This window comes from Streptomyces sp. BYX5S, assembly GCF_054724165.1.
The window spans coordinates 1622748-1649288 of record NZ_CM138829.1; the positions used below are offsets into that span (position 1 = coordinate 1622748).

At 73.1% G+C, this 26541-nt stretch carries 23 protein-coding genes; 6 read left to right on the top strand and 17 right to left on the bottom strand.

Going from position 1 to position 26541, the window contains the following annotated elements; genetic code table 11:
• Positions 1–14: 14 nt before the first annotated feature.
• Complete coding sequence (locus ACYBSK_RS07285) at positions 15–809, top strand: peptidoglycan recognition protein family protein (protein WP_460246973.1); 795 nt, start codon at positions 15–17, stop codon at positions 807–809.
• Between the two features lie 188 nt (positions 810–997).
• On the opposite strand, the gene ACYBSK_RS07290 is transcribed toward ACYBSK_RS07285, so the two are convergent.
• The 4 genes from ACYBSK_RS07290 to ACYBSK_RS07305 form a co-directional block, all read right to left on the bottom strand.
• On the bottom strand, positions 998–2212 hold the full coding sequence (locus ACYBSK_RS07290) for a M20 metallopeptidase family protein (protein WP_460245554.1): 1215 nt from the start codon (positions 2210–2212) through the stop codon (positions 998–1000).
• Positions 2213–2314: 102 nt separating this feature from the next.
• Complete coding sequence (locus tag ACYBSK_RS07295) at positions 2315–3652, bottom strand: hypothetical protein (protein WP_460245555.1); 1338 nt, start codon at positions 3650–3652, stop codon at positions 2315–2317.
• Positions 3653–3669: 17 nt separating this feature from the next.
• Positions 3670–4818, bottom strand: coding sequence for a PP2C family protein-serine/threonine phosphatase (locus ACYBSK_RS07300; RefSeq protein ID WP_457476044.1), 1149 nt, complete (start codon positions 4816–4818; stop codon positions 3670–3672).
• 162 nt (positions 4819–4980) lie between these two features.
• Positions 4981–5484 carry a GNAT family N-acetyltransferase gene (locus tag ACYBSK_RS07305; RefSeq protein WP_457476045.1) on the bottom strand — a complete coding sequence of 168 codons (504 nt, stop codon included), beginning with the start codon at positions 5482–5484 and terminating at the stop codon, positions 4981–4983.
• 32 nt (positions 5485–5516) lie between these two features.
• Here ACYBSK_RS07305 and ACYBSK_RS07310 point away from each other — a divergent pair, with 32 nt between their 5' ends.
• On the top strand, positions 5517–6404 hold the full coding sequence (locus tag ACYBSK_RS07310) for a TIGR01777 family oxidoreductase (RefSeq protein ID WP_457476046.1): 888 nt from the start codon (positions 5517–5519) through the stop codon (positions 6402–6404).
• A 117-nt stretch (positions 6405–6521) separates the two neighbouring features.
• Here ACYBSK_RS07310 and ACYBSK_RS07315 read toward each other — a convergent pair whose 3' ends face one another.
• From ACYBSK_RS07315 to ACYBSK_RS07360, 10 genes are all read right to left on the bottom strand, one after another.
• The gene (locus ACYBSK_RS07315; RefSeq protein WP_460246974.1) at positions 6522–7037 is read right to left on the bottom strand and encodes a DUF4240 domain-containing protein; all 516 of its coding nucleotides are present in this window, start codon (positions 7035–7037) and stop codon (positions 6522–6524) included.
• 112 nt (positions 7038–7149) lie between these two features.
• On the bottom strand, positions 7150–8142 hold the full coding sequence (locus tag ACYBSK_RS07320; protein ID WP_457476047.1) for a helix-turn-helix transcriptional regulator: 993 nt from the start codon (positions 8140–8142) through the stop codon (positions 7150–7152).
• 64 nt (positions 8143–8206) lie between these two features.
• Complete coding sequence (locus ACYBSK_RS07325) at positions 8207–8971, bottom strand: VOC family protein (protein ID WP_460245556.1); 765 nt, start codon at positions 8969–8971, stop codon at positions 8207–8209.
• A 110-nt stretch (positions 8972–9081) separates the two neighbouring features.
• Entirely contained in the window at positions 9082–11787 is a 2706-nt protein-coding gene (gene aceE, locus ACYBSK_RS07330; RefSeq protein ID WP_460245557.1) for a pyruvate dehydrogenase (acetyl-transferring), homodimeric type, read from the bottom strand.
• Positions 11788–12023: 236 nt separating this feature from the next.
• Positions 12024–12647, bottom strand: coding sequence for a GntR family transcriptional regulator (locus ACYBSK_RS07335; protein ID WP_457476050.1), 624 nt, complete (start codon positions 12645–12647; stop codon positions 12024–12026).
• 245 nt (positions 12648–12892) lie between these two features.
• Entirely contained in the window at positions 12893–14665 is a 1773-nt protein-coding gene (sucB, locus tag ACYBSK_RS07340; protein WP_460245558.1) for a 2-oxoglutarate dehydrogenase, E2 component, dihydrolipoamide succinyltransferase, read from the bottom strand.
• A gap of 102 nt (positions 14666–14767) precedes the next feature.
• Complete coding sequence (gene lpdA, locus ACYBSK_RS07345; RefSeq protein WP_457476052.1) at positions 14768–16156, bottom strand: dihydrolipoyl dehydrogenase; 1389 nt, start codon at positions 16154–16156, stop codon at positions 14768–14770.
• 272 nt (positions 16157–16428) lie between these two features.
• Positions 16429–17949 carry a leucyl aminopeptidase gene (locus ACYBSK_RS07350; RefSeq protein WP_457476053.1) on the bottom strand — a complete coding sequence of 507 codons (1521 nt, stop codon included), beginning with the start codon at positions 17947–17949 and terminating at the stop codon, positions 16429–16431.
• 143 nt (positions 17950–18092) lie between these two features.
• Positions 18093–18866: an adenosylcobinamide-GDP ribazoletransferase gene (locus ACYBSK_RS07355; RefSeq protein WP_460245559.1), complete on the bottom strand. Its 774-nt coding sequence runs from the start codon at positions 18864–18866 to the stop codon at positions 18093–18095.
• A gap of 175 nt (positions 18867–19041) precedes the next feature.
• The gene (locus ACYBSK_RS07360) at positions 19042–20121 is read right to left on the bottom strand and encodes a nicotinate-nucleotide--dimethylbenzimidazole phosphoribosyltransferase (RefSeq protein ID WP_457476055.1); all 1080 of its coding nucleotides are present in this window, start codon (positions 20119–20121) and stop codon (positions 19042–19044) included.
• 199 nt (positions 20122–20320) lie between these two features.
• On the opposite strand from ACYBSK_RS07360, the gene ACYBSK_RS07365 reads away from it, so the two are divergent.
• Together ACYBSK_RS07365 and ACYBSK_RS07370 are read left to right on the top strand one after the other, a co-directional pair.
• A complete protein-coding gene (locus tag ACYBSK_RS07365; protein WP_457476056.1) occupies positions 20321–21019 on the top strand; it encodes a beta/alpha barrel domain-containing protein in 699 nt (232 codons plus the stop codon).
• Positions 21020–21027: 8 nt separating this feature from the next.
• Positions 21028–22131, top strand: coding sequence for a class I SAM-dependent methyltransferase (locus tag ACYBSK_RS07370; RefSeq protein WP_460245560.1), 1104 nt, complete (start codon positions 21028–21030; stop codon positions 22129–22131).
• Positions 22132–22141: 10 nt separating this feature from the next.
• On the opposite strand, the gene ACYBSK_RS07375 is transcribed toward ACYBSK_RS07370, so the two are convergent.
• Positions 22142–23347, bottom strand: coding sequence for a bifunctional adenosylcobinamide kinase/adenosylcobinamide-phosphate guanylyltransferase (locus tag ACYBSK_RS07375; RefSeq protein ID WP_460245561.1), 1206 nt, complete (start codon positions 23345–23347; stop codon positions 22142–22144).
• 93 nt (positions 23348–23440) lie between these two features.
• Between ACYBSK_RS07375 and ACYBSK_RS07380 the strand changes: the two genes are divergently transcribed.
• Entirely contained in the window at positions 23441–23665 is a 225-nt protein-coding gene (locus tag ACYBSK_RS07380) for a hypothetical protein (RefSeq protein ID WP_460245562.1), read from the top strand.
• A 362-nt stretch (positions 23666–24027) separates the two neighbouring features.
• Here the strand turns inward: ACYBSK_RS07380 and ACYBSK_RS07385 are convergent, their stop codons facing one another.
• Positions 24028–24735, bottom strand: coding sequence for a class I SAM-dependent methyltransferase (locus ACYBSK_RS07385; RefSeq protein ID WP_457481675.1), 708 nt, complete (start codon positions 24733–24735; stop codon positions 24028–24030).
• A gap of 146 nt (positions 24736–24881) precedes the next feature.
• A complete protein-coding gene (locus ACYBSK_RS07390; protein WP_457481676.1) occupies positions 24882–25508 on the bottom strand; it encodes a DUF3043 domain-containing protein in 627 nt (208 codons plus the stop codon).
• A 224-nt stretch (positions 25509–25732) separates the two neighbouring features.
• On the opposite strand from ACYBSK_RS07390, the gene ACYBSK_RS07395 reads away from it, so the two are divergent.
• Complete coding sequence (locus tag ACYBSK_RS07395; protein ID WP_457476060.1) at positions 25733–26536, top strand: PspA/IM30 family protein; 804 nt, start codon at positions 25733–25735, stop codon at positions 26534–26536.
• Positions 26537–26541 lie beyond the last annotated feature (5 nt).

A 26541-nucleotide genomic window follows, 5' to 3' on the forward strand; every position in this document is an offset into this window, starting at 1 on the left:
TGCGTGTCGTGCGGATGGTGTTGCGCTGGCTGCCCGTGGCCCTGGCCCTCGGGCTCGTCGCGGTGTGCGCCGTGGCGGTCGACCGGCCGGGGCCCGACCGGTTCGGCGCCACGGCCCGCGGCGAGCTGCCGGCCGCGGCCGTGCCGGTGAAGCGGGCCGCCGCGGTGGCCCGGCACGCGCCGGTGGCGCGCCCCCGGATCGTGCCGCGCGCGCGGTGGCTCGCGGGCGCGGACACGTACCACCGCGACCCGGTCCGCTACGGCGACCGCGTCCGGGCCGTCTTCCTGCACCACACCGACTCGCCGAACGACTACGACTGCGCGGACGCGCCGCGCATCGTCCGCCACCTGTACGCGGGGCAGGCCGGCGGTGGCGCGGCGGGCGGCAAGGAGTGGGACGACATCGGCTACAACTTCCTCGTCGACCGCTGCGGAACGGTCTACGAGGGGCGGGCGGGCGGCGCCGAGCGGCCCGTCGTCGGCGCGCACACGCAGGGCTTCAACCAGGACACGGCGGGGATCGCCGCGATCGGCACGTTCACCGAGGGCACGCCGGTGCCGAAGGAGATGACCGACGCGATCGCCGCCGTCGCCGCGTGGAAGCTGGGCCTGGCCGGGGTCGACGCGCGCTCCCGCGTGCGGCTGGTGTCCAGCAACGACCTGGCGCGCTTCCGGTCCGGCACGGCCCACGAGTTCTTCGCGATCTCCGGGCACCGGGACGGTTACGAGACGTTCTGTCCCGGCCTCGCCCTGATGGGGAAGCTCCCGGAGATCAGGGAGCGGGCGGCGGCGCTGCAAAAGCGCCGTTGAGCGTGCCGGCCCCGTGTCCTGCGCCGCGGGGCTCCGCCCCGGACCCCGCTGCTCAAGCGCCGCAGGGGCTGGAAGGGCGGACCCCGCTGCTCAATCGCCGCAGGTGGAAGGGCGGACCCCGCTGCTCAATCGCCGCAGGTGGAAGGGCGGACCCTGCTGCTCAAGCGCCGCAGGGGCTAAAAGGCTGCTCAAGTGCCGCTGGGAGTCGACCGGGTGAGCCGTCTCGCTGCCATCCCCGCCAGCACCGCCGCCCCGCGCGGCAGCGCCGCGTCGTCGTAGACCGCGTACGGGGAGTGGTTGAAGGGGGCCGTCTCCTCGGGGACCTCGGCGGGGCGGGCGGACAGGCCGAGCTGGACGCCGGGGGCGACCGCGGTGACGCGGGAGAAGTCCTCCGACGCCATGATCGGGTGCTCGTCGTAGCGCCAGCTGTCGTTCCCGTACAGCTCGTCGACGACCTCGCGGCCCAGCTCCACCGCCTCCTCAGCCGCGATCAGCGCCGGGTACCCCTCGTGCGCGTCGACGTCCGCCGCCATGCCCCAGCCCTCCGCGATGCCTTTCACCAGGCGCACCGCGCGCGGCAGGAAGTCGGCCATGGCCTCCGGGGAGGTGGAGCGGACGGTCGCCTCGAACTCGGCGGTGCCGGGGATGATGTTGAGCTTCGTACCCGCCCGGAACACGCCGACGGTCAGCACGACCGGGTCGAAGACGGACGCCGCGCGCGTCACCAGGTTCTGCAGCGCCAGCACCATCTCCGCCGCCACCGGCACCGGATCGGCCGCGGAGTGCGGGGCCGAGCCGTGGCCGCCCCTGCCGCGCACGACGACCCTCAGCTCCGCGTTGCCCGCGGTCTGCGTGCCGACGCGGGCGCTGAACGTGCCGCACTCCGGCCCGTTCGACCCCACGTGCACCGAGTACGCGCCCACCAGCGGCTGCCCGGCCGCCTCCAGGACCCCTTCCTCGATCATGTGCCGGGCGCCGTCGTGGCTCTCCTCACCGGGCTGGAACATGAAGACGACCGTCCCCGGCAGCTCCGCCCGCCGCTCGCACAGCAGCCGCGCCGCGCCCACCAGCATCGCCGTGTGCTGGTCGTGGCCGCACGCGTGCATCACGCCGTCGATCCGGGACCGGTACGGGACGTCCGCCAGCTCCTGGAGCGGCAGCGCGTCCATGTCGCCGCGCAGCAGCACCGCCGGGCCGGGGCGGCCGCCGCGCAGGACCGCCGTGACCGAGCCGAGCGCCCTGCCCCTGGTGATCTCCAGCGGCAGCCCGTCGAGCGCGGTGAGCACCTTCGCCTGCGTCAGCGGCAGCGCGAGGCCGGTCTCCGGCTCGCGGTGCAGTGCGTGCCGCAGCGCGGTCAGCTCGGGGGCGATGGCCTCGGCGCGCTCCCGGAATGCGTTCAGCATGCGTGAAGTCCCTTTCCGCGTAAGCGAGTCGTACGTGTGGTGCGTGCGGTCGGTCCGTCGTGCGCCGCCGTACGAACAGCACCGGCGCGGCCCCGCCGGGGGCTACGCCGGCTTCAGTGTGCCGCCGCCCTCCAGCCGGTACTTCTTGCCGCGCAGGTCCGGACTGGACGCCTTGTCGTACGTCACCGTGTGGCCGTTGCCCACCAGCACGTCGGAGACCTTCGCGCCGTCGGCCAGCGTCAGGCTCTTCAGCGCCGAGTCCCCGGACACGGACCACTGCGTTCTCGGGCCGAGCTTCAGCGTCGCCGCGCCCACGATCTTCCCGTCCAGCTTGGTGGACCCCTTCAGGTCGAGGTCGGCGGTGGACCCCTTCGCCACGGCCACGCTGCCCTTCAGCTTCTCGCCGTCCGCCGTGAACGTCGCCGTCCCGCCGTCCTTGACGCGCAGCAGCTTGCCGTCCTTCGTCTTGACCTCGGCGCCCCCGCTCAGCTCGATGTCCGCGTCGGACTGCCGTACGGAGAAGATGTCCCCGTCGGAGACCTGGAGCGCCCCGTCCGTCATCCGGAACGCGGTGTCGCCGTCGCCGCGCAGCACCACCCCGCCCGCCGCCGCGGACGCCCGTACGTCCTTCAGGGACAGCGAACCGTCGGCCTCCACGGAGAACGCCTCCGAGTTGGCCAGGTCGAACAGCGTCTGCGACAGGGACACGTCGCCCGCCGTCTGCACCCCCGGGGACCCGCAGCCCGCCGAGGTCATCGTGCCGCCGGACACCGTGACCTTCCCGCCGCCGGGCCCCACCGCCACCGGTGCCGCCTGCGCGGCCGCCGTGTCGATCTCCACGTACGTCAGCTCCAGCTCGCCGCCGTGCGCGGCCGCCACCCCGTGCGAGGAGGCGGAGTGCGTCCTGATGCCGCCCGAGCTGAGCACGGCCCGCGCGTCCTCGCCCGACGCGAAGACGGCGGTCGCGCCCCTGGCCGTGGTGGACATCCGGCCGCCGGACATCGTGAGGGTGCCGCCGTCGCGGGCGAGGGCCGCCGCGTTCAGGCCGTGCCCCTCGGAGGCCGTCAGGGACGACGTGCCGCCGTGCTTGATGAACTTCCCGTCGCGGGTCGACAGCTTCCCCGAGCCCTCCACGAGCAGCGCGGACTCGTCCGGCTCCACCGTCTTGAACTGCTTCTTCGCCGTCGCCCGCACGGTCTCGTCGGCGACCGTGTACGCGGCCTTCGCGCGCGGTTCGGCGTCCGCGCCGCGGTCCTCGGCCGGCCGCTGCGTCGCACAGCGGGCACCGCTCGCCGTCGCGGCGGGCGAGGCGGTCGGGGGCGGATTGGTCGCCCCGTCGTCGTCGGAACAGGCGGAGAGCACGAGCGGCAGCAGCAGTGCGGAGGCGGTGGCCACGGCGCGGCGGTGTCCCTGGCGGCGCGGGAGTCCCGGGTTCTTCATGCGCCTACGTTCACACCTCACGTCCCGCGAGGCACGTCCGGGGTCGGTGTGGCGCCCGCGACGGGAGTGAGCGGTGCGAAGACCAGCAGCGTCAGATCGTCCCGCACCGACCCGGCGAACCGGATCACGTCGCGCCACACCGCGTCCGTGAGCCCGGCCGGGTCCTCGCCCGCGAACTGGGGGAGCCGCTCCGCCAGCGGATAGAACTCGCCGGCCGGGTTCCGCGCCTCCGTCACCCCGTCGGTGAGGGCGAGCAGCCGGTCACCGGGGCGCAGCTCGACCGTCAGCGGCTCCGGCGGCGCCACCTCCGCGAGGCCGAGCCCCAGCGGCGCCCCCGACGGCACGTCCAGCTCGGTCACCCGCCCCTCGCGCAGCAGCAGCGGATGCGGGTGACCGCAGCTGACGACGCGCACCACGGGCGGTTCGCCGGGGGCGGGGTCGGGGAATTCGAGCAGCACCGCCGTCGCGAACAGCTCCGCGTGCTGGTCCTCCGACGTGTCCACGACGAGCCGGCGGTCGAGCCGGGCCGCCACCCCCTCCAGGTCCGGCTGGTCGAGCACCGCCTCCCGGAACGCGCCGAGCAGCCCCGCCACGGTGCCCACCGCCGAGAGCCCGTGCCCCTGGACGTCGCCGACGACCGCCCGCACCCCGGCCGGGCCCCGGCGCACGTCGAAGAGGTCGCCGCCGACGAGGGCGCCGCGGTGCGCCGCCCGGTACAGGCCCGCGCAGCGCACGGCGCCCACCCGTTCCGGCAGCGGCGGCAGCACCGCGAACTGGGCGGCCTCCGCGACCGTGCGCACCGTGACCAGCTGTTCGTCCCTGCGGCTGCGCGCCCACGCGATGATCACGCTGAGGACGGCGACGAACGCCACGGTCAGCACATCGCTGTTGCCGGGCCGACCGAACCCGATCCGCGGCAGGTTCAGGAGCAGGACGACGCAGCCGCCGAACAGGGCCGTGACCGCGGGCCCGTACGTCAGTGCGGCGAGCGGCGGGATCGCGCCCAGCAGGAACGCCAGCTCGAAACGGTGCCGCGTGGCGGCCTGCAACGCGTACAGGGCCACCAGCAGCACGACCGGCAGCCAGCGCACCCAGCGCGGCGGCGGCGCGCCGCGCAGCCAGGCGCGCTGCGCCTCGTCCCTGCGACGCGACACGGGCCAGGACATGCGGGCCTCGGCTCCTCTCGGTACCGCGACGGGGGTGGATGGAGGTGAATCGAGTGGATCGAGGTGGATGAGGGTGGATGGGGGTACCGAATCACCCTGCTACGAGTCGCCGCGTGTCGCACGCCGTGACCGCGCCGCCACACGGCCGCGCCCCGGCCCCGGCTACAGCGGCTGCCCCATCAGCACGTCGTCCACGTACGCCCCGTCGAGCAGGAACTCCTCGGGCAGCACGCCCTCGACGGCGAAGCCCTCCGCCTCGTACAGCGTCCGCGCCGGGGTGTTGTGCCCGAGGACGCGCAGCGTGATCCGGCGGGCGCCCTGCCGCCGCGCCACGTCGATCGCGCCGCGCACCAGGGCGCGGCCCGCGCCCCGCCCGCGGGCGGCGTCGGCGACGGCGAGGCCGAGGATCTGGCGCACGTGCGCGTTCGACTCCAGGGGCGTGGGGAAGCCGATGCGGATGTAGCCCACGAGACGGCCGTCGAGTTCGGCGACGAGATGGTCGCGCGGGCCGAAACGCTCGTTGAAGAACGGCGGGTACGGCGGCGGGTCCAGCGGCTTCACCGCGTGCAGATACGACCAGGTCTCCCGGTCGAGCCTGCCCAGCGCCGCCTCGTCCCCGGCGACCGCGAACCGTATCCGGGGCCCCGAGCTGTTGGAGTCTGACATGCGGCTCACTGTACGAGCGGCAGGATGGGCCCATGACACGTATTGCGGTGGCCGGTGCCTCAGGACTCATCGGAACGGCGCTCGTCCGTTCCCTGACCGACGACGGACACGAGGTGGCGCGCCTGGTGCGGCGGGCGCCACGGGCCTCCGACGAGGTGCGCTGGGACCCGAAGGCCGAGCGGGTCGACGCGGCGGGGCTCGCGGGCTGCGAGGCGATCGTCAACCTCGCGGGGGCGGGGGTCGGCGACCACCGGTGGACGGCCGCGTACAAGCGGGAGATCCGGGACAGCCGGGTCCTCGGTACGCAGACGCTCGCGCGGGCGGCGGCCGGACTCGACACCCCGCCGCGGGTCTTCCTCAACGGCAGCGCGATCGGCTACTACGGCGACACGGGCAGCCGGACCGTCGACGAGACGGCGCCCGCGGGGGAGGGGTTCCTGCCGTCGGTGTGCGTCGAGTGGGAGGCCGCGGCCGCGCCCGCCCACCAGGCGGGCATCCGTACGGTCCTCGCGCGCACCGGGCTCGTCGTGGCGCGGGGCGGGGGCGCGTGGGCGAAGCTCTTCCCGTTGTTCAAGGCGGGGCTCGGGGGGCGGATGGGGGACGGGCGTCAGTACTGGTCGTTCATCGCGCTGGACGACCACGTGGCGGCGCTGCGGTTCCTCCTGGAGGCGGAGGGGGTGTCCGGGGCGGTCAACCTCACGGCGCCGCAGCCGGCGACGAACCGGGAGGTGACGGAGGCGATGGGGCGGGTGTTGCGGAGGCCCGCGGTGGTGCCGGTGCCGGCGGTGGCGCTGCGGGTGGCCCTCGGCGAGATGTCGGGTGACGTGCTCGGGTCGACGCGGGCGGTGCCGACGCGGCTCCTTGAGGCGGGGTTCGACTTCGCCCACCCGGGCGTGGCCGAGGCCATCCGGGCGGCCTGACGCCACCCGCTCCCAACCCCCGGGGCTCCGCCCCGGACCCCGCTCCTCAAGCGCCGGAGGGGCTGAAAAGACGCTCCTCAAGCGCCGGAGGGGCTGAAAAGCCGCAGCTCAAGCTGGTCAGGTGAAGCGGGCGGTGAGGCGGGGGTAGGTGTGGTGCATGGTGGTTTCGTTCTCGAAGTCCAGGGGGGTGCCCTGGGGCTCCGGCGGGGGCGGGGGGATGTCGAGGTCCGGGGCCACCACCCCGGTCAGCTGTTCGTACGCCTCGTCCGCCGCGTAGCCGATCTCCTCGCCGTCCCCGTCGACCTCGTCGTCGAAGTCGTCGAGGAGTTCGGCCAGGGAGTCGGGGTCGTGGAGCGCGCCCTCGAAGATCTCCCGCCCCTGACCGATCAGCCAGCACCGGAAGTAGTCGAACGCGTCGTCGCTCGCCCCGCCGAGCAGCACCCAGGCCGCACCCCACAGATCCCACCGGTACGCCCGGTTGTAGCGGAACTCGAAGTGGCGGGCGAAGTCGAGCACGGAGTCGGGGTCGGTGCGCAGCAACCGCTCGACGAGCAGCTCGGCGTGGTCCTCGGGGTCGCCACCCGCGGCCTCACGCGTGCTGTCCACGATCTCCCAGAACTCCGTCTCGTCCATCACGGGACCAGCATCGGCCCTGGACCGATGGGGCGCACGCCGAGCGCGCGAGGTGCTCCACTTCGTTATGCATGCACATGCCGACGGCACCCCTCGCCCGGCACCGGCCCCCTCACCCGTACCACTCCCGCATCCGCCGCGCGGCCTGCGCGAACCGCTGCCGCAACGCCTCCGGAGCCACCACCTCCACCTCCGGCCCGAGCCCCATGAGCTGCGTGTACGCCACGCCCTCCGACTCGACCGGCAGCGTCACCGTCACCCGCCCCTCCGCGTCCGCCGCCCCCGCCGACTCCAGCGCCTCCCGCGCGGACGCCGCGTCCGTGGCGTACGGCAGCTGACGTATTCCGGCGGGCGTGAGCCGCAGGACCACCTCCGCCCGCAGCAGTGCCCGCGCGAACTGCTCCGCCCGCTCCTCCCAGAACGCCGGAAGGTCGAACGCGTCCTCGCCCTCGCCCCGCTCGAACCGCTCGTCGCCCGGCTCCACGGCCGTGAACCGGTCGACCCGGTACACCCGGAAGGCGTCCGCCCCGCGCACCGCCGCCGCCAGGTACCAGACCCCCGCCTTGAGCACGAGCCCGTACGGCTCCAGCTCCCGCTCCACGTCCTCCGCCCGGCCGAGCGACGAGCGCCGGTACCGCACCCGCACCACCCGGTCGTCCCACACCGCCTCCGCGACCGCGGGCAGCAGCTCGGGTGTCTCCGGCTCCTGGAACCAGCCCGGCGCGTCCAGATGGAACCGCTGCGCCGCCGCCCGCGGCGCGTCCCGCAGCGACGGGAGGAGGGCCGCCGACACCTTCAGGTGCGCCGCCGACGCCGCGTCCTCCAGGCCCATCTCCCGCAGCGCCCCCGGCACCCCCGACAGGAACAGCGCCTCCGCCTCGCCGCGCGCCAGCCCCGTCAGCCGCGTGCGGTACCCGCCGATCAGCCGGTACCCGCCGGCCCGCCCCCGGTCCGCGTAGACCGGAACCCCGGCCTCCGACAACGCCTGTGCGTCCCGCGTCACCGTCCGCTCGGACACCTCCAGCTCGCGCGCCAGCTCGGCCGCGGTCATGGACGGCCGGGACTGGAGCAACAGCACCATCTTGATCAGGCGGGCGGCACGCATACCGACATCATGAACCGCCCCACTGACAACGCACCTGCCCCCGGTCCGCGCGACGCGCGACCCGTCACGCCGCGAACCGCATCACCGAGAACGCCGCGCCCTGCGGATCCGCCAGCATCGCGAACCGGCCCGGCGCGATCGTCGTGGGCGCCACCAGGACCTGCCCCGACAGCTCCGCGCAGCGCTCCGCCACCGCGTCCGGATCGTCCACGGCCACGTACAGGTTCCAGTGCGAGGGCACCTCGGGCGGGAAGTCGCCGGTCGACATGTCGACCATGCCGCCGAAGGGCTCGTCGGCCACCGACCACTCCGTGTAGCCCTCGTCGGCCTTCGTGCCCCAGCCGAGCACCGACTGGTAGAAGTCCACCGCGCCCGGCCCGTCCCGGGTGAGCAGCTCGAACCAGCAGAAGCTGCTCGGCACGTTCACCACCTCGAACCCGGCGTGCTCCCGCGGCTCCCACAGCCCGAACGCCGCGCCCGCCGGATCCTGGCAGACCGCGAGCCGGCCCTCGTCGGGAACACCGATCGGGCCCGAGACGACCCGGCCGCCGTTGCCGCTCACGCGCGCGGTGACCGCGTCGATGCCGCTGGACTGGAAGTAGGGCAGCCAGGCCGCGGGCTGTCCGGGGCGCAGCACCGGGCCGACCCCGGCCACCTTCGGCCCGTCCGGGCTGTCGAGCTTGAAGGTGCCGTGCCCGCCCACCGCGGGGTCGTCGCTGGGGCGCGTGCGCCAGCCGAACAGGGCCTCGTAGAAGTACCGGGCCGCCTCCGGATCGGTGGTCGACAGATCGGCCCAGCAGGGCGCGGACGGAGTCTTGGAGATCTTCACGGGAACTGCGCCTCCTGCGGACGGCCTCGGCGACGACGCGTCCATTCACGCACGCGTGCCCCGCCCCGGCAATCGGGACGGGGCACGCTGAGCCCGTGAACGTGCGGGTGCTACAGGCCGTAGCGCTCGCGCGCCTCCTTCACGGCCGTCGCCTTGACCTCGCCGCGGCGGGCGAGCTGGGCGAGGGCCGCGACGACGATCGACTCGGCGTCGACGCCGAAGTAGCGGCGGGCGTCCTCACGGGTGTCGGAGAGGCCGAAGCCGTCCGCACCGAGCGAGGTGTAGTCCTGCTCGACCCACTGCGCGATCTGGTCGGGGACCTGGCGCATGTAGTCGGACACGGCGAGCACCGGGCCCTCGGCGCCCTGGAGCGCCTGGCGGACGAACGGAATCCGCTCCTCGCCGTTCAGCAGCGCCTCGTCGGCCTCCAGCGCGTCGCGGCGCAGCTCGGTCCAGGAGGTCGCGGACCACACGTCGGCGGCCACGCCCCACTCCTCGGCGAGCAGCTGCTGCGCCTTGAGCGCCCAGTGGATCGCCGTACCGGAGCCGATGAGGTTGGTGCGCGGGGCGTTCGCCGCCGCCACGTTCACGCCCGCGGTCTCCGCCGTGTTGAAGCGGTAGAGGCCCTTGACGATCGCCTCGTCGAGACCGTCGACGGCCGGCTTGGCGGGCTGCGGCATCGGCTCGTTGTAGACGGTCAGGTAGTAGAAGACGTCCTGGTCCTCGCCCGGCTTGGCCTCGCCGTACATACGGCGCAGGCCCTCCTTCATGATGACCGCGATCTCGTAGGCGAACGCCGGGTCGTAGGAGAGGGCTGCCGGGTTGGTGGCCGCGATCATCGGCGAGTGGCCGTCCGCGTGCTGGAGACCCTCACCGGTCAGCGTGGTGCGGCCGGCGGTGGCGCCGACGACGAAGCCGCGGCCCATCTGGTCGGCGAGCTGCCAGAACTGGTCGCCGGTGCGCTGCCAGCCGAACATCGAGTAGAAGATGTACAGCGGGATCATCTGCTCGCCGTGCGTCGCGTACGACGTGGCGGCGGCGATGAAGTCCGCGAGGGAGCCGGCCTCGTTGATGCCCTCGTTGAGGATCTGGCCAGACTCGGACTCCTTGTAGTACATGAGCTGGTCGCGGTCGACCGGGTCGTACGTCTGGCCCTTGGGCGAGTACAGGCCGAGCGACGGGAACAGCGACTCCATGCCGAAGGTGCGCGCCTCGTCGGGGATGATCGGCACCCAGCGCTTGCCGGACGTCTTGTCCCGTACGAGGTCCTTCAGGAGGCGTACGAGCGCCATCGTGGAGGCCACGGACTGCGAGCCGGAGCCCTTGTCGAACGAGGCGAATGCCTTGTCGGCGGGGGCGGGCAGCGGCGTGAGCGGCTGCGTACGGCGGGCCGGGGCGGGGCCGCCGAGGGCGGCGCGCCGCTCGGCGAGGTAGCGCAGCTCGGGGGAGTCCTCGGCGGGACGGGCGTACGGGACGACGCCGTCCTCGAACTTGCTGTCCGGGATCGGGAGGTCAAGGAGGTCACGCATGTCCTTGAACTCGTCGATCGTCAGCTTCTTCATCTGGTGGTTGGCGTTCTTGGACTCGAAGCCCTTGCCGAGCGTGAAGCCCTTCACCGTCTGCGTCAGGATGACGGTCGGCTTGCCCTTGGTCTCGACGGCCGCCTTGTACGCCGCGTACACCTTGCGGGGCTCGTGGCCGCCGCGCGAGATGTGGAAGCACTCGGAGATCTTGTCGTCGGACAGGACCTTCGCGAGCTCGACCAGCGCCGGGTCGGTGCCGAAGAAGTTCTCGCGGATGTAGGCGACGTCGCGGGTCTGGTACGTCTGGAACTGGGCGTCCGGGACCTCGCGCAGGCGGCGCAGGAGGGCGCCGGTGGTGTCGAGCTGGAAGAGCTCGTCCCAGGCGTTGCCCCACATGGACTTGATGACGTTCCAGCCGGAGCCGCGGAACTGGGCCTCCAGCTCCTGCACCACGCGGAAGTTCGGACGGACCGGGCCGTCCAGGCGCTGCAGGTTGCAGTTGATGACGAAGGTCAGGTTGTCCAGACCCTCGCGGGCGGCGAGCGTGAGCGCCGAGGTCGACTCGGGCTCGTCCATCTCGCCGTCGCCGAGGAACGCCCAGACGTGCGAGTTCGACGTGTCCTTGATGCCGCGCGCCGACAGGTAGCGGTTGAACCGCGCCTGGTAGATCGCGGACAGCGGGCCGAGGCCCATGGACACCGTCGGGAACTCCCACAGCCAGGGCAGGCGGCGCGGGTGCGGGTACGACGGCAGGCCGTTGCCACCCGCCTCGCGGCGGAAGTTGTCGAGCTGCTGCTCGGAGAGGCGGCCGTCGAGGAACGCGCGGGCGTAGATGCCGGGCGAGGCGTGGCCCTGGATGTAGAGCTGGTCGCCCGAGCCGTCTCCCTCCTTGCCGCGGAAGAAGTGGTTGAAGCCGGTCTCGTAGAGCCAGGCGGCCGAGGCGAAGGTGGCGATGTGGCCGCCTACGCCGGCTTTCGAACCACGGGTCACCATCGCGGCCGCGTTCCAGCGGTTGTACGCGGTGATCTTCGCTTCCATCTCCTCGTCGCCCGGGAACTCCGGCTCGGCGGCGGTGGGGATGGAGTTGAGGTAGTCCGTCTCAAGAAGCTTCGGCAGCGCCAGGCCGCCCGCTTCGGCGCCTTCCAGGGTGCGCCGCATGAGGTACGCGGCACGGTGCGGCCCGGCCGCCTTGGTGACGGCGTCCAGGGAGGCCCGCCATTCGGCGGTCTCCTCGGGGTCGCGGTCCGGGAGCTGGTCGAGCTCGCTCGGCTGGATGCGCATGGGGTCGGTCATAGTCGCCGCACGCCTTCCTGAGTCGAAGGGGGTGGGGTGGGGGTGCCCTTTGTCTTTGGCAGGACAGGGCTGGGTCTCTGTGGAGGCCCGTCGGCGACTGTAACTCCCTGATCGATGATCGATCAAAGGATTCACCTGCAAAATCTCTTCAGATCGAGAAAGTCGGCACAGGGTGTCGCTTGATTTCGCAGTTCAGGGCACGCAGTGCCTGGTCAAGGGCTGCGCGCTGTGACGCCTCATGCGCGGGGCGCACACCCCAGGACGTGCGCCTTCACCAGCGCCGCGATCTCCGGGTCCCGGCGCCGGAACGCCGCGACGAGGTCCGCGTGCTCCTCCGCGTACGACTGCTGGACCGTGCCCAGCCAGCGGATGGACAGCGCCGTGAACACCTCGATGCCGAGGCCCTCCCAGGTGTGCAGCAGCACCGAGTTGTCCGCCGCCCGCACCAGCTCCCGGTGGAAGCCCACCGTGTGCCGCACCTGCGCGGTCCCGTCCGCCTCCTGGTCGGCCCGGTAGAGCGCCTCCACGTGGGGCTCCAGGGCCGAGCAGTCGGCGGCGAGGCGGTCGGCCGCCAGCTCGGCGGCGATGGCCTCCAGGCCCGCTCGGACGGGGTAGGACTCCTCCAGGTCCGCCGCGCTCAGATTCCGTACACGCACGCCCTTGTTCGGCGCCGACTCGATCAGCCGCAGCGACTCCAGCTCCCGCAGCGCCTCCCGCACCGGGGTCTGCGAGACCTCCAGCTCGGTCGCGATCCGCCGCTCCACGATGCGCTCGCCCGGCTTCCAGCGGCCGCTGACGATCCCCTCGACGATGTGCTCGCGGATCTGATCGCGAAGCGAGTGGACGACGGGCGCGGTCATGGGGGCTCCTTGGCAGGGTGGACCCGGTGGGTCGGCGGGGACCCTTAGACAATACGGCCGCGGCCCTGGCCAGACGGGGTGCGGTCGTGCTTGCGCCGGGTGATGCCGGTTACAGAGAGCGGTTGTCGGGTGTCGGCTACAGAAGGGCGTGCCCGGCGGAGCGTACGGCTACGCACCCGGGCACACGAAGGCGCCCCCGCCCGGAGTTGCTCCGGACGGGGGCGCCTTCGTGGTGCGGGTCGTGCTTACAGACCCAGCTCGGCGGCGAACTCGCCGGCCTCCAGGATCTGCTTGACCGTGGTCAGGTAGCGGGCGGCGTCCGCGCCGTCCACCAGACGGTGGTCGTAGGAGAGCGTCACGTACGTCATGTCACGGACGGCGATCGTGTCACCGAGCTCGGGGTCGGAGACGACGACCGGGCGCTTGACCGTGGCACCGATGCCCAGGATGGCGACCTGGTTCGGCGGGACGATGACGGTGTCGAAGAGGGCGCCGCGCGATCCCGTGTTGGAGATCGTGAAGGTCGCGCCGGACAGGTCGTCCGGGGCGATCTTGTTGGTGCGGACCTTGTCGGCCAGCTCGGCGGTCTTCTTCGCGATGCCCGCGATGTTGAGGTCACCCGCGCCCTTGATGACCGGGGTCATCAGGCCCTTCTCCGAGTCGACGGCGATGCCGACGTTCTCGGAGTCGAAGTAGGTGATGGTGCCCTCGTCGTAGTTCAGGCGCGCGTTGATGACCGGGTGGGCCTTCAGCGCCTGGACGGCCGCCTTGACGAAGAACGGCATCGGGGAGAGCTTGACGCCCTCGCGCGAGGCGAACCCGTTCTTGGCCTTGTTGCGGAGCTTCATCAGCTTGGTGATGTCGACCTCGATGACCGAGGACAGCTGAGCCTGCTCCTGGAGCGCCTTGTGCATGTTGTCCGCGATGGCCTTGCGGATGCGCGGCAGCTTCACCGTCTGGCCACGCAGCGGCGAGGCCTCCAGGGTCGGCGCGGCCTTCGCGGCGGCCGGGGCGGCGGCGGCCGGAGCCTGCGCCTTGGCGGCCTCGGCGGCGGCGATGACGTCCTGCTTGCGGATGCGACCGCCGACGCCGGTGCCCTTGACGGTGGACAGGCTCACGCCGTGCTCGGCGGCGAGCTTGCGCACCAGCGGGGTCACGTACGCGCCCTCGTCGGCCGGGGCGGCCGGCGCGGCGGGAGCGGCCGGGGCGGGCTGGGCCTTCGGGGCGGCCGGGGCCGGAGCCGGGGCCGGGGCGGCCGGAGCCGGGTCGGGCGCCGGGGTCTCCTGCTGCTGCGGAGCCGGGGCCGAGGGGGCCTGCGGCGCCGGAGCGGGCTGGGCCGGGGCCTCCTGCGCCGGGGCCGGAGCGGCCGGGGCGGCGGGAGCGGCGGCGGCCGGGGCGGCACCGGGGGCACCGATGACGGCGAGCTTGGCTCCGACCTCGGCGGTCTCGTCCTCGCCCACGACGACCTCGAGCAGCACGCCCGCGACCGGCGACGGGATCTCGGTGTCGACCTTGTCCGTGGAGACCTCGAGCAGCGGCTCGTCCTCCGCGACCTCCTCGCCGACCTCCTTCAGCCAGCGGGTGACGGTGCCCTCGGTGACCGACTCGCCCAGCGCGGGCAGCACGACGTCGGTGCCGGAGGCGCCACCGGCCGGGGCGGCGGGGGCTTCCTGAGCGGCCGGAGCCGGCTCGGCGGCGGGGGCCGGGGCCTCCTGCGCCGGAGCGGCCTCGGCGGCCGGGGCCTCCTGGGCCGGGGCGGACTCGGCGGCCGGAGCGCCCGAGCCGTCGTCGATGACGGCCAGCTCGGCGCCGACCTCGACCGTCTCGTCCTCGGCGACCTTGATGGAGGCCAGAACGCCGGCGGCGGGGGAGGGGATCTCGGTGTCGACCTTGTCGGTCGAGACCTCGAGCAGCGGCTCGTCGACCTCGACGCGCTCGCCCTCCGCCTTCAGCCAGCGGGTGACAGTGCCCTCGGTGACGCTCTCACCGAGCGCCGGAAGGGATACGGAAACCGCCATGGTTTCTGTTGCTCCTTAACGATGTGCAATGCGCGGCAACGCAGTGCGGAAGTCTGTGTGGTCGGTCGTCGCGCCCAGTCGCGACGGGCGGGGCGAGGCTGCTCAGTCGTGCGAGTGCAGCGGCTTGCCCGCGAGGGCCAGGTGGGCCTCGCCGAGCGCCTCGTTCTGCGTCGGGTGGGCGTGGACGAGCTGGGCGACCTCGGCCGGCAGCGCTTCCCAGTTGTAGATCAGCTGGGCCTCGCCGACCTGCTCGCCCATACGGTCGCCGACCATGTGGACGCCGACCACGGCACCGTCCTTGACCTGCACGAGCTTGATCTCGCCCGCGGTCTTCAGGATCTTGGACTTGCCGTTGCCCGCCAGGTTGTACTTCAGAGCGACGACCTTGTCCGCACCGTAGATCTCCTTGGCCTTGGCCTCGGTGATACCGACGGAGGCGACCTCCGGGTGGCAGTAGGTCACGCGCGGCACGCCGTCGTAGTCGACCGGCACCGGGTTCAGGCCGGCCAGCCGCTCCGCCACCAGGATGCCCTCGGCGAAGCCGACGTGCGCGAGCTGGAGGGTCGGGACCAGGTCACCGACGGCCGAGATGGTCGGCACGTTGGTCTGCATGTACTCGTCGACGAGCACGTAGCCACGGTCCATGGCCACGCCCTGCTCCTCGTAGCCGAGGCCCTGGGAGACCGGGCCGCGGCCGATGGCGACCAGGAGGACCTCGGCCTCGAAGGTCTTGCCGTCGGCGAGGGTCACGCGGACGCCGTCCTGCGTGTACTCGGCCTTCTCGAAGAAGGTGCCGAGGTTGAACTTGATGCCGCGCTTGCGGAACGCGCGCTCCAGCAGCTTCGAGCTGTTCTCGTCCTCGACCGGGACGAGGTGCTTGAGGCCCTCGACGACCGTGATGTCGGTGCCGAAGGACTTCCAGGCGCTCGCGAACTCGACGCCGATGACGCCGCCGCCCAGGACGATCGCGGACTGCGGGACGCGGTCCAGCTTCAGCGCGTGGTCCGAGGAGATGATGCGGTTGCCGTCGATCTCCAGGCCCGGCAGCGACTTCGGCACGGAGCCGGTCGCCAGGAGGACGTGGCGGCCCTGGACGCGCTGGCCGTTCACGTCGACGGACGTCGGCGAGGAGAGCTTGCCCTCGCCCTCGATGTACGTCACCTTGCGGGAGGCGACGAGACCCTGGAGGCCCTTGTACAGGCCGGAGATCACGTCGTCCTTGTACTTGTGGACGGCCGCGATGTCGATGCCCTCGAAGGTGGCCTTCACGCCGAACTGGTCGGCCTCGCGCGCCTGGTCGGCGATCTCGCCGGCGTGCAGCAGGGCCTTCGTCGGGATGCAGCCGTTGTGCAGGCAGGTGCCGCCGAGCTTGTTCTTCTCGATCAGGGCGACGTCCAGGCCCAGCTGCGCTCCGCGCAGGGCCGCGGCATAACCGCCACTGCCACCGCCGAGGATCACTAGGTCGAAAACAGTGCTGGCGTCGTTCGCCACGTCACGTCCTCCATGCATGTGCGCCGTACGCCGGTCTCCGACGACCGGGCGGCGGGGTGTTCGGCCGCTCGTTCTTCGGCCCTGGGTCAGGGCCCTGTCCTGCCGTACCCCATCCTCGCACTTGTCGGAGGCGGGCGGGACGTCGGGCTGGTGGGTGAGACGGCTGTTACACCGGAAACAGCTGTGACAAGCGAGGACGAACCCGCGGATTTCGTCCAAAGCGAACAGCCCCCGGTGCCGGGCACCGGGGGCTGAACAGTGACGACCTCAGGTCAGCCGAGGTCTCCGGCGGCCGTCCGCTCCGCGAGGCGGACCAGCGTACGGACCGCCGTGCCCGTGCCGCCCTTCGGCGTGTAACCGAACGGGGCGGACTCGTTGAACGCCGGGCCCGCGATGTCGAGGTGGGCCCACGTGATGCCCTCGCCGACGAACTCCTTCAGGAACAGACCGGCGACGAGGCCGCCGCCCATCCGCTCGCCCATGTTGGCGATGTCGGCGGTCGACGAGTCCATGCCCTTGCGCAGGTGCGTCGGCAGCGGCATCGGCCAGGCCGGCTCGCCGGACTCCTCGGCGGCCTCGTGGACCGAGCCGCGGAAGGCGTCGTCGTTGGCCATGATGCCGAAGGTGCGCGAGCCGAGCGCCAGCATCATCGCGCCGGTCAGCGTGGCGACGTCGACGATCGCGTCCGGGGTCTCCTCGGAGGCCTTGGCGATGGCGTCGGCGAGCACGAGGCGGCCCTCGGCGTCGGTGTTCAGCACCTCCACCGTCTTGCCCGAGTACATGCGCAGCACGTCGCCGGGGCGGGTGGCCGAACCCGACGGCATGTTCTCGGCGAGCGCCAGCCAGCCGGTGACGTTCACCTCCAGGCCGAGGCGGGCGGCGGCGACGACCGCGGCGAACACGGCGGCGGCGCCGGCCATGTCGCACTTCATCGTCTCGTTGTGACCGGCCGGCTTCAGCGAGATGCCGCCCGAGTCGTACGTGATGCCCTTGCCGACGAAGGCCAGGTGCTTCTTCGCCTTGGAGCTCTTGTACGAGAGCTTCACCAGACGCGGGCCCGAGGCGGAACCGGCGCCGACGCCGAGGATGCCGCCGTAGCCGCCCTTCTCCAGGGCCTTCTCGTCGAGCACCTGCACCTTGATGCCGTGCTCCTTGGCCGCGGCCTGGGCGACGGCGGCGAAGGACTCCGGGTTCAGGTCGTTCGGCGGGGTGTTGATCAGGTCGCGGGCGCGGTTGAGCTCCTCGGTCAGGGCGAGGGCGCGCTCGACGGCCGCCTTGTACGCCTTGTCGCGGGGCTTGCCGCCGAGGATCGCGACCTCGGCGAGCGGCGCCTTGCCGTTCTTCGGGTCCTTCGCGGACTCCTTGTAGGCGTCGAAGGAGTACGCGCCGAGCAGCGCGCCCTCCGCGATCGCACCGGCGTCCTCGGCGTCGTCGACGGGCAGCGCGAACGCGGCCTTCTTCGCACCGGCGAGGGCACGGGCCGCGGCACCGGCGGCGCGGCGCAGCGCCTCGGCGTCGTACGCGGCGTCCTTCTCCGGCTCGCCGCCCAGACCGACCGCCAGCACGAGGGGCGCCTTGAAGCCGGACGGCGCCGGGACCTTGGTCACCTCGCCCTCGCCGCCACTGGCGCCGAGGGTCTCCAGGACGGTGCCGAGCTTGCCGTCGTACGCCTTGTCCACGGCTTCCGCGCCGTGCGCGACGACCGGGCCCTTGGCGCCCTTCACGACGCCGACGACGATCGCGTCGGCGCGCAGGCCGGCCGCGGCGGCGGTGCTGAGAGTCAGAGCAGTCACGGTGGTGAGGTCTCTCTTTCATCGGGTGTACCGGCTTCTTCGCCGGGGCCGGGGGTAGTTGGCCCGCCCGGGGCGAGCCTACGCCCGTCGTTCTTGTACTGCTCCGTCCAGGTACGCCCTGCCGCCCCGGGGCCGGGCCGGGGTCAGCCGAGGACGGCGAGCGCCACCAGGGCGGCCGTCGCGGCGGTCTCGGCGACGGCGCCGAAGACGTCGCCGGTCACCCCGCCGAAGCGGGCCACGCAGCGGCGCGCGAGCAGTTCGGCGGCGCCGCAGCCCAGGACGACGGCCAGGGCGCCCGGCACCGAGAACGCGGCGGCCACCGCGACCACCACCGCGCCCGCGATCAGCGCGGCACGCCGGGACACGGTCTCCGCGACCGCCGCGCCGAGGCCCTCCGGGCGGGCGGCCGGGACGCCGGTGCGGGAGGCGAAGGTGAGGGCGAGGCGGGCGGTGACGGCGGACAGCACGGCGGCGAGCGCGCCGCGCGCCCACGACTCGGCGAACAGCTGCGCCAGTACGGCGACTTGGGCCAGCAGCGCCAGGACCAGGGTCACCACCCCGAACGGCCCGATGTCCGACTGCTTCATGATCCTGAGCGCGTCCTCGGCGGGCTTGCCGCTGCCGAGGCCGTCGGCGACGTCGGCCAGCCCGTCCAGGTGCAGACCGCGGGTGAGCGCGGCGGGCACGGCGACGGCGGCCACGGCGGCGAGCGGCGCACCCGCGCCGAGAACCGTCAGCAGCGTGCCGACCGCGGCGGCGCCGACCCCGACGACCAGCCCGGCCACGGGCGCGCACAACATCCCCACGCGGGCGGCGCCCCGGTCCCAGCGCCCGACCTTCACGGGGATCACGGTCAACGTCCCGAACGCGAAACGTATGCCGTCCGGCACGGAGGCGCGAGAACTTGTTTCGGACACCGGGCGAGATTACCCGCCCCACTCCATCGGCTCCGGCGCCGGTCCGGCCCAATCAAGCCCCTCCGGCGATTGAGGAGCGGGGCCCAATCAAGCCCCTCCGGCGATTGAGGAGCGGGGTCCGGGGCGGAGCCCCGCGGCGTGGGCAACGGAGGGCGCACCGGGCCGGAGGCCGAGGTCACACGATCTCCGGCGGCTCCTCCGCCGCAGGCTTGGTCGCCTCCGGCAACTCCGCGGCCAGCACCCCCGCCGCCTGCACCAACGGCAACGCCAACAACCCACCCGCACCCCCGCCGACCCGCACGTCCTGGTCGAGCAGCACCTCCATCGCCATGCGGTCGAGCGCCTTCGCCTGCGCCGGCTCGCCACTCGCGTGCGCCGCGAGCCACCAGTCCGGCGCCCGGAACGCCACCCGCTGCCCGACGAGCGCACACGCCGCCGACACCACCCCGTCCAGCAGCACCGGCGTCCTGCGCACCGCGCACTGGAGCAGGAACCCCGTCGCCGCCGCGAGATCCGCCCCGCCCACCGTGGCGAGCAGCTGGAGCTGGTCGCCGAGGACCGGCCGGGCCCGCCGCAGCGCGTCACGGACCGCCGCGCACTTGCGCATCCACGCGAGGTCGTCGATCGGGTCGCCGCCCCGCCCGGTGACGACCGACGCGTCGGTGCCGCACAGCGCCGCGATCAGCGTCGATGCCGCGGTCGTACCGCCCACGCTGATGTCGCCGAGGACGACGAGGTCCGTACCGGAGTCGGCCTCCTCGTCGGCGACCGCCATCCCGGCGCGGAACGCCGCCTCCGCCTCCTCCAGGGTGAGCGCGTCCTCGATGTCGATGCGGCCGGAGCCACGCCGCACGCGCCGCGCGTCGACCGACTCGGGCAGCGCGTCGGGCTCGCAGTCCAGGGACATGTCCACGACGCGTACGCCGACACCCAGTTGGCGCGCGAGCACCGCACCCGTGGAGGCGCCCTCGACGACCTCCCGCACGAGCCCGGCCGCGGTACCGGCCGCCCGCTTCGACACGTCGAGTCCGGCGACGCCGTGGTCGCCCGCGAAGAGGACCACGCGCGGACGCGCGACCGTGCGCACGGGCACCGCGCCCTGGGCGGCGCTCAGCCACTCGCCCAGTTCGTCGAGGCGGCCGAGCGCGCCGGGCGGCACGGCGAAGCGCGCCCTGCGCTCCTCGGCGTCACGGCGGGTCCCGCCGTCCGGGCGCTCGATCAGATCGGTGAAGTCGTCGAGATTCAGCGAGCTCATTCGCCGAACAGTACCGGCCGGTGGAGGGGCTTGGCCTCAGCTGCACCGTCCGTCACGAAGGTGTTCCGCGAGCGGCCCGCCGTCGGGGATTTACGCCATGCGGTGACGCGGCGTCGGAGTGTCACGGGTGACGGGGCGACAGATCGTTTACGTTCGCATTCGTTCAGGATTGTCGGGTATCCCACAGGAGTTCCCTCCCTTGACCGTGCTCACCGCGACGCCCCCGCCCGTCCTCGGCGTCACCCCGTTCGCGGAGCCCGACGCCCGGCTCGCCGCCGCCGTCAGCAGGGCCGGCGCGCTCGGCGTCCTCGACCTGGGGCGCGGCGGTCGCGCCGCCCGCGAGGCCCTCGGGCGCTTGCGCTCCTGGTGCCCGGCCGCCTTCGGCGTCCGCGTCCCCGCCGGGTGCGCGCTGCACCCCGACGACCTTCAGGACCCGGAGGGCACCGGCCCGCACACCGTCCTCCTCGGCCCCGTCGCCCCCTGGCGCGTCGGCGACGTCCAGGTCCCGTGCGTGTTCGCCGAGGTGACCGACGTACGACAGGCGCGCGACGCGGTCGCGGAGGGCGCCGCGGGACTCGTCGTACGGGACGGTGAACCGGGCGATGGCGAAGGGGAGTTGCCGACGTTCGCGCTGCTGCGCGCCGTGCTCGACGAGGTCGAAGGCGCGGGGGACGCCGTCCCGGTGTGGGCGGGCGGCGGCGCCGGACCGCGCGCCGCCGCGACCGCCGCCCTCGCGGGCGCCGTCGGCGTCGTCCTCGACGACCGACTGCCGCTGCTGGCCGAGCGGTACGGGACCGTGGCGCGCGCCGTCGGCGCCGTACGGGACGCGATCACCGCGAGCGGCAGGCCCCCGCTCCGCACGCCGAGCACGAACTCGCCCCACAGCGCCAGGAGTTGAACGTACGCATGTCATCCACCGCACAGGCCGTGGCCGAGCGCCGGCCCGCCTACCTCACCGAACTCGCCCGGGGCACCGAACGCTTCCACGAGCCGCGCCGCACCGACTGCCCCTGGTGCGGGGCCGAACGGCTGCGCACCCGGCTGCGGACCACCGACCTCTTCCAGGGCAAGCCCGGCAGCTTCACCCTCGACCAGTGCGGGTCGTGCACCCACGCGTTCCAGAACCCCCGGCTCACCACCGAAGGACTGGACTTCTACGGCCGCGACTTCCACGAGAGCCTCCACACCGAGGGAGTGCACACGCTCGTCGGAAAGCTCCTCGGCGAGCCCTTCGCCGCGCCCGTCGGCGACCGGCCCTCCGGCAGGCGGCACCGCGCCCGGGTCCGCGCCCTGGCCTCCCGCCTCGAACCCGAGAGCTGGCTGGACGTCGGCACCGGCCACGGCGGCTTCCCCGCCGTCGCCAAGGAGGTCCTCCCGTACACCGCGTTCGACGGCCTTGACACCGGCGCCGGAGTCGAGGAGGCCCGCCGCGCGGGCCGCGTGGAGGAGGCCCACCGCGGCCGCCTCACCGACCTCGCGCCGCGCCTCGAAGGCCGGTACGACGTGCTCAGCATGTTCCACCACCTGGAGCACTCCCTCGACCCGCGCGCCGAACTGAAGGCCGCCCACCGGGCGTTGCGCCCCGGCGGCCATCTGGTGATCGAACTCCCCGACCCCGAGAGCCGGTTCGCGCCGCTCCTCGGCAAGTGGTGGATGCCGTACTTCCAGCCGCAGCACCTGCACTTCGTGCCGCTCGGCAACCTCCGTACGGAACTGCGCGCCCTCGGCTTCACCGTCGTCGCGGTCGACCGCCGCGCGCCGCACGTGCCGCTCGACCTGACGGCCGCCGTCGCCCTCCTGGTGAGCCAGATCCTCCCCGACGGCGACGCCCCCTGGCGCACCAAGGCCCCCACCGGCCTCCAGCGCGTCCTGCGCAAGGCCCTGTCCTGCGCGGCGGTCCCCGGCCTCCTCGCCGCCCACGCGGCCGACCGGCTGCTCGCCCCGCTGGTCCGCCGCAGCCGCTTCTCCAACGCGTACCAGGTGATCGCCCGCCGCGACCCCGACGCGTGACCCCGCGCCGTCAGCCGCGCAGGGCGAGCGCCTGGCCCGCGACGACCAGCAGCACGTGCTCGCACTCGGACGCGAACGCCGCGTTCAGACGGCCGAGTTCGTCCCGGTAGCGGCGCCCCGACGCGGTCGCCGGCACGATCCCCGAACCCACCTCGTTGGACACGGCGACGACTGTGCGCCGCGTGCGCCGCACGGCCTCGACCAGCTCCGCCACCTTCCTGCGCAGCGCCTTCTCCCCGCCGCCCGCCCACTCGGCGTCGTCCCAGGCACCGACCTCGTCCATCGCGTACGTCAGCCACAGCGACAGACAGTCGACGAGCAGCGGGGCGGAGTCCTCCGGGTCGTCGAGGAGCGGTACGAGATCGCAGGTCTCGGCCGTCCGCCACGAGCCGGGCCGCCGCTCCCGGTGCGTCGCCACCCGCTGCGCCCACTCCGTGTCCCCGCCGCGCGTCCCGCCGGTCGCCACGTACAGCACGTCGGGGAACGCCTCCAGGCGCCGCTCCGCCTCCACCGACTTCCCGGACCGGGCCCCGCCGAGCACCAGCGTCCTGCGCGGCACGTCGGGCACGTCCTCGTACGCCCCGACGACGAGCGTCGTCCCGTCCGGGACGGCGCGCGCCCCGGCGGCCGCGAGCCGTCGCGCCAGCTCAGGACCCGGCGGCACGTCGTGGTCGAGGTGCACGGCGACGACATCGGTGGTCGGCCCGATCGCCCCCGCCGAGCGCAGCCTGGCCAGCGCGTCCGGCCGCCCGACGACACCGGCGAGCACCAGCTCGTACGGCGCCCGGACCTCCTCGAACCCGGCGGGCGCGGTGCCCGGCGGCAGATACAGCAGCCGCTCGCCCTCGGGACCCGTCACCTCGTAACCGGTGCCCGGCGCGTCCAGGGCCAGGGCGCGCACCCGGTGCCCGGTCAGCAGCGCCAGCTCCCGGCCGTCCGGCACCCGGCCGGGCTGCGGCAGCCCCGCGGGCACCTCGACGGCGGGCCCGTCGTGCGGATGCGACAGCAGCACCTGCCGTACGCCGCCCAGGCTGTGGCCCGAACGGGCGGCGGCGAACGCGGCGCCCGGTGTCAGGTCGAGCAGCAGCGTCCCGTCGATCAGGACCGCCGTCGCGGCACGGGCGTCGCGGCCGAGCGCGGTCGCGCAGGCGGCGCAGGGGCAGTCGGGGCGGGGCAGCCCTTCGGGGCCACCGGTGCCGAGCAGTGTCAGTTCCACAGGAAGATCCTCCCGCGCCGTCTTGATCGACGCTCGCCCGGATAGGCTTCCGGGGACAGCGGCACATCGGACATCCGAGACCGGGAGGCTGACATGGCGGCGTGGACGTGGCGGTTCGAGAAGTCCGACGGGACGGAGGTGTCTCCCGCGGTGCAGCCGGAGGAGTTCACCACGCAGGGCGATGCGGAGTCGTGGGTCGGGGAGTACTGGAAGCAGTTGGCCGACGGGGGAGCGGACCAGGTGTCCCTCTTCGAGGACGACACCAAGATCTACGGCCCGATGAGCCTCCATGCGGAGGATGCGTCCGCGCCGGAGTGACCTCCGACTCCTGAGGCGCCCCCGGGTTCCCCCCCCCCGGTCGGAGTGCCACTCCAGTCTCGCCGGAGGCGCTTCAGCCTCGCGGAGGCGACTCAGCTGTGCTGGGGGCACTTCAGCCTTGCAGGGGCGATGCAGCTTCGCCGGGGGCAAATCCAGCCTCGCCGGCGTTTGAGGCGCGGGGTCCGGGGCGGAGCCCCGAGGCCGTAACCACCGTGCCGTGGGTGACGCCTCGGGGCGCTGCCCCGGACCCCGCTGCTCAATCGCCGCAGGGGCTTAATGTGGCCGAGCCACCGTTGGTCGGGGCCCCACGGGCTTAATGGGGCCGAGCCACCGTTGGTCGGGGCCCCACGGGCTTGATACGCCTAGCCGCGGACTCCGCAGAGGTGGAGGAGCGCCGCCACCCGGCGGTACGGGTCGAGGCGGCCTGCCTTCTCCTCCGCGGCGAGCAACGTCTGCAACTCCCCACGCTCCGGCACCCCCGCATCGTCCCCAGCCTGATCCGTGAAGACCCGCACCCCGTACCAGGCGTGCAACGGCGCCCCGATCCCCGCGAGGGTCTCCGTGAGCGCGCCCAGCCGATCGGCGCGCACGTCGAGCCCGAGCCGGTTCGTGTACTTCGTCGTCTCGAAGGCGCCCAACGCGGTGATCCAGTCACCGCCCAGCCCCGGCCGCATCGCGAGCGCGTCCCCATTGCGCACGACGAGCGAGAGCAGGCCGCCCGGCGCCAGCATCCGCGCAAGACCGGCGAGCAGCGCGTCGGGATCCTCCACGTACATCAGCACGCCGTGACAGAGCACGACGTCGAAGCTGCCCGGCAGGAAGTGGACACCGGTGTCCATGCCGCTGCCCTGCACGAGGCGCACCCGATCGCGCACCCCCGCGGGCTCCGTGGCGAGCGCCCGGCCCGCCACGGCCACCATGTCCGGGTCCTGCTCCACACCGGTCACCTTGTGCCCGGCCCGAGCCAGCCGCAGCGCCTGCGTGCCCTGGCCCATCCCCACGTCGAGCACCCGCAGCCGCTGACCGACGGGGAACCGCCCGGCTATCTGCTCGTCGAGCTGCCGGGCCACGAGCTCCTGCCGCACGATGTTGCGCAGCCCGCCCAGCTTGTCCAGCCAGGAGTGCACGGCATCACCGGCGAAGGGCTCCGTACCGGCCGCGTCCGGCACGCCGGCCGGGCCCGCCGCACCGGACGGATCGCCCACGACGTTCGCGCTCAGGGCCGCTCTCCGCGCTTGACCTGCGGCTTCGGCAGACGAAGGCGCTTCATCTGCAGCGTGCGCATCAGTGCGTACGCCACGGCACCCTTGCGGCGCTCGTTCGGGAACTTCTCCGCGAGGATCTTGCGCAGACGCAGACCGGTCACGGCGGAGTCGATCACGATCGCGACGATCACGAACAGCCACAGCAGCAGCGCGATGTTCTGGAGCGAACCGACACGGATCATGCTCAGGACGAGGATGATCACCGCCATCGGCAGGAAGTACTCGGCGATCGCGAAGCGCGAGTCGACGAAGTCGCGCGCGTACTTGCGCACCGGGCCCTTGTCACGGGCCGGCAGGTAGCGCTCGTCACCGTTGGCCAACGCTTCGCGCTGGCGCTGCATCGCGGCGCGACGCTCGTCGCGCGAGCGGGCGCGGGCCTCCTTCGGCGACATCTTGGTGTTGGCCACGCTGCGGCGCTGCGTCTGGGCCACGCTGCGCTTCGGCGTGGGGCGGCCCTTGGGCGCCTGCGGGTCTCGGGGCTGCTTGGACTGGCTCACCGGGGCCTGGGCGGCCTGGGCCTTGTCGTCCTTGGATCGGCTACGGAACACAAAAGCCAAGGGTACGTGGTGGACATGCATGCACCACAGGCCCGTGGGGAACGATCCGGCAACACCCTGCGTCCCTTCGTCAGGGGTCATCTACTCCTTGCGCCGGAGCGGGGCCGGAAGCAGTCGTCCTCGGGGATGAGCGCATCCGTACCTGAACAGTGCGGTAATAGAGGCAGGACCCGTACTGTGGTTTCTGTCGCAGTGCTGGAGCTGGACCATCGGCTGGATCTGTCAGAAGGGGGCGCGCGAAGCCCATGAGCGGTGTCATGAAGCGTATGGGGATGATCTTCCGCGCGAAGGCGAACAAGGCCCTTGACCGGGCCGAGGACCCGCGCGAAACCCTCGATTACTCGTACCAGAAGCAGCTGGAGCTGCTCCAGAAGGTACGCCGGGGGGTCGCGGACGTCGCGACGTCCCGCAAGCGGCTGGAACTGCAGCTGGGACAGCTCCAGTCCCAGTCGTCGAAGCTCGAGGACCAGGGCCGCAAGGCGCTCGCGCTCGGCCGGGAGGACCTGGCCCGTGAGGCGCTGTCCCGGCGGGCCGCCCTCCAGCAGCAGGTGACCGACCTGGAGACGCAGCACCAGACGCTCCAGGGCGAGGAGGAGAAGCTCACCCTCGCGGCCCAGCGGTTGCAGGCCAAGGTCGACGCCTTCCGCACGAAGAAGGAGACCATCAAGGCCACCTACACCGCGGCGCAGGCGCAGACCCGGATCGGTGAGGCGTTCTCCGGCATCTCCGAGGAGATGGGCGACGTCGGCATGGCGATCCAGCGGGCCGAGGACAAGACGGCGCAGATGCAGGCGCGGGCCGGCGCGATCGACGAACTGCTGGCCTCCGGCGCGCTCGACGACCCCTCCGGCATGGCCAAGGACGACATCCAGGCCGAGCTGGACCGGCTCTCCGGTGGTACGGATGTAGAGCTGGAGCTGCAGCGCATGAAGGCGGAGCTGTCCGGTGGCCCGTCCTCGTCGCAGACGGCGATCGAGGGCGGCGAGGGCCAGGGTCAGCAGGCGCAGCAGCCCCAGGACACCAGTACGCCGCGCTTCGACAAGCAGTAGAAGGC

Coding starts and splice junctions, on each gene's coding strand:
- ACYBSK_RS07285 (WP_460246973.1), top strand. CDS start 15: ATGGTGTTGCGCTGGCTGCCCGTGGCCCTGGCCCTCGGGCTCGTCGCG.
- ACYBSK_RS07290 (WP_460245554.1), bottom strand. CDS start 2,212: ATGCTGAACGCATTCCGGGAGCGCGCCGAGGCCATCGCCCCCGAGCTG.
- ACYBSK_RS07295 (WP_460245555.1), bottom strand. CDS start 3,652: ATGAAGAACCCGGGACTCCCGCGCCGCCAGGGACACCGCCGCGCCGTG.
- ACYBSK_RS07300 (WP_457476044.1), bottom strand. CDS start 4,818: ATGTCCTGGCCCGTGTCGCGTCGCAGGGACGAGGCGCAGCGCGCCTGG.
- ACYBSK_RS07305 (WP_457476045.1), bottom strand. CDS start 5,484: ATGTCAGACTCCAACAGCTCGGGGCCCCGGATACGGTTCGCGGTCGCC.
- ACYBSK_RS07310 (WP_457476046.1), top strand. CDS start 5,517: ATGACACGTATTGCGGTGGCCGGTGCCTCAGGACTCATCGGAACGGCG.
- ACYBSK_RS07315 (WP_460246974.1), bottom strand. CDS start 7,037: ATGGACGAGACGGAGTTCTGGGAGATCGTGGACAGCACGCGTGAGGCC.
- ACYBSK_RS07320 (WP_457476047.1), bottom strand. CDS start 8,142: ATGCGTGCCGCCCGCCTGATCAAGATGGTGCTGTTGCTCCAGTCCCGG.
- aceE (WP_460245557.1), bottom strand. CDS start 11,787: ATGACCGACCCCATGCGCATCCAGCCGAGCGAGCTCGACCAGCTCCCG.
- ACYBSK_RS07335 (WP_457476050.1), bottom strand. CDS start 12,647: ATGACCGCGCCCGTCGTCCACTCGCTTCGCGATCAGATCCGCGAGCAC.
- sucB (WP_460245558.1), bottom strand. CDS start 14,665: ATGGCGGTTTCCGTATCCCTTCCGGCGCTCGGTGAGAGCGTCACCGAG.
- ACYBSK_RS07360 (WP_457476055.1), bottom strand. CDS start 20,121: ATGAGCTCGCTGAATCTCGACGACTTCACCGATCTGATCGAGCGCCCG.
- ACYBSK_RS07370 (WP_460245560.1), top strand. CDS start 21,028: ATGTCATCCACCGCACAGGCCGTGGCCGAGCGCCGGCCCGCCTACCTC.
- ACYBSK_RS07380 (WP_460245562.1), top strand. CDS start 23,441: ATGGCGGCGTGGACGTGGCGGTTCGAGAAGTCCGACGGGACGGAGGTG.
- ACYBSK_RS07390 (WP_457481676.1), bottom strand. CDS start 25,508: ATGCATGTCCACCACGTACCCTTGGCTTTTGTGTTCCGTAGCCGATCC.
- ACYBSK_RS07395 (WP_457476060.1), top strand. CDS start 25,733: ATGAGCGGTGTCATGAAGCGTATGGGGATGATCTTCCGCGCGAAGGCG.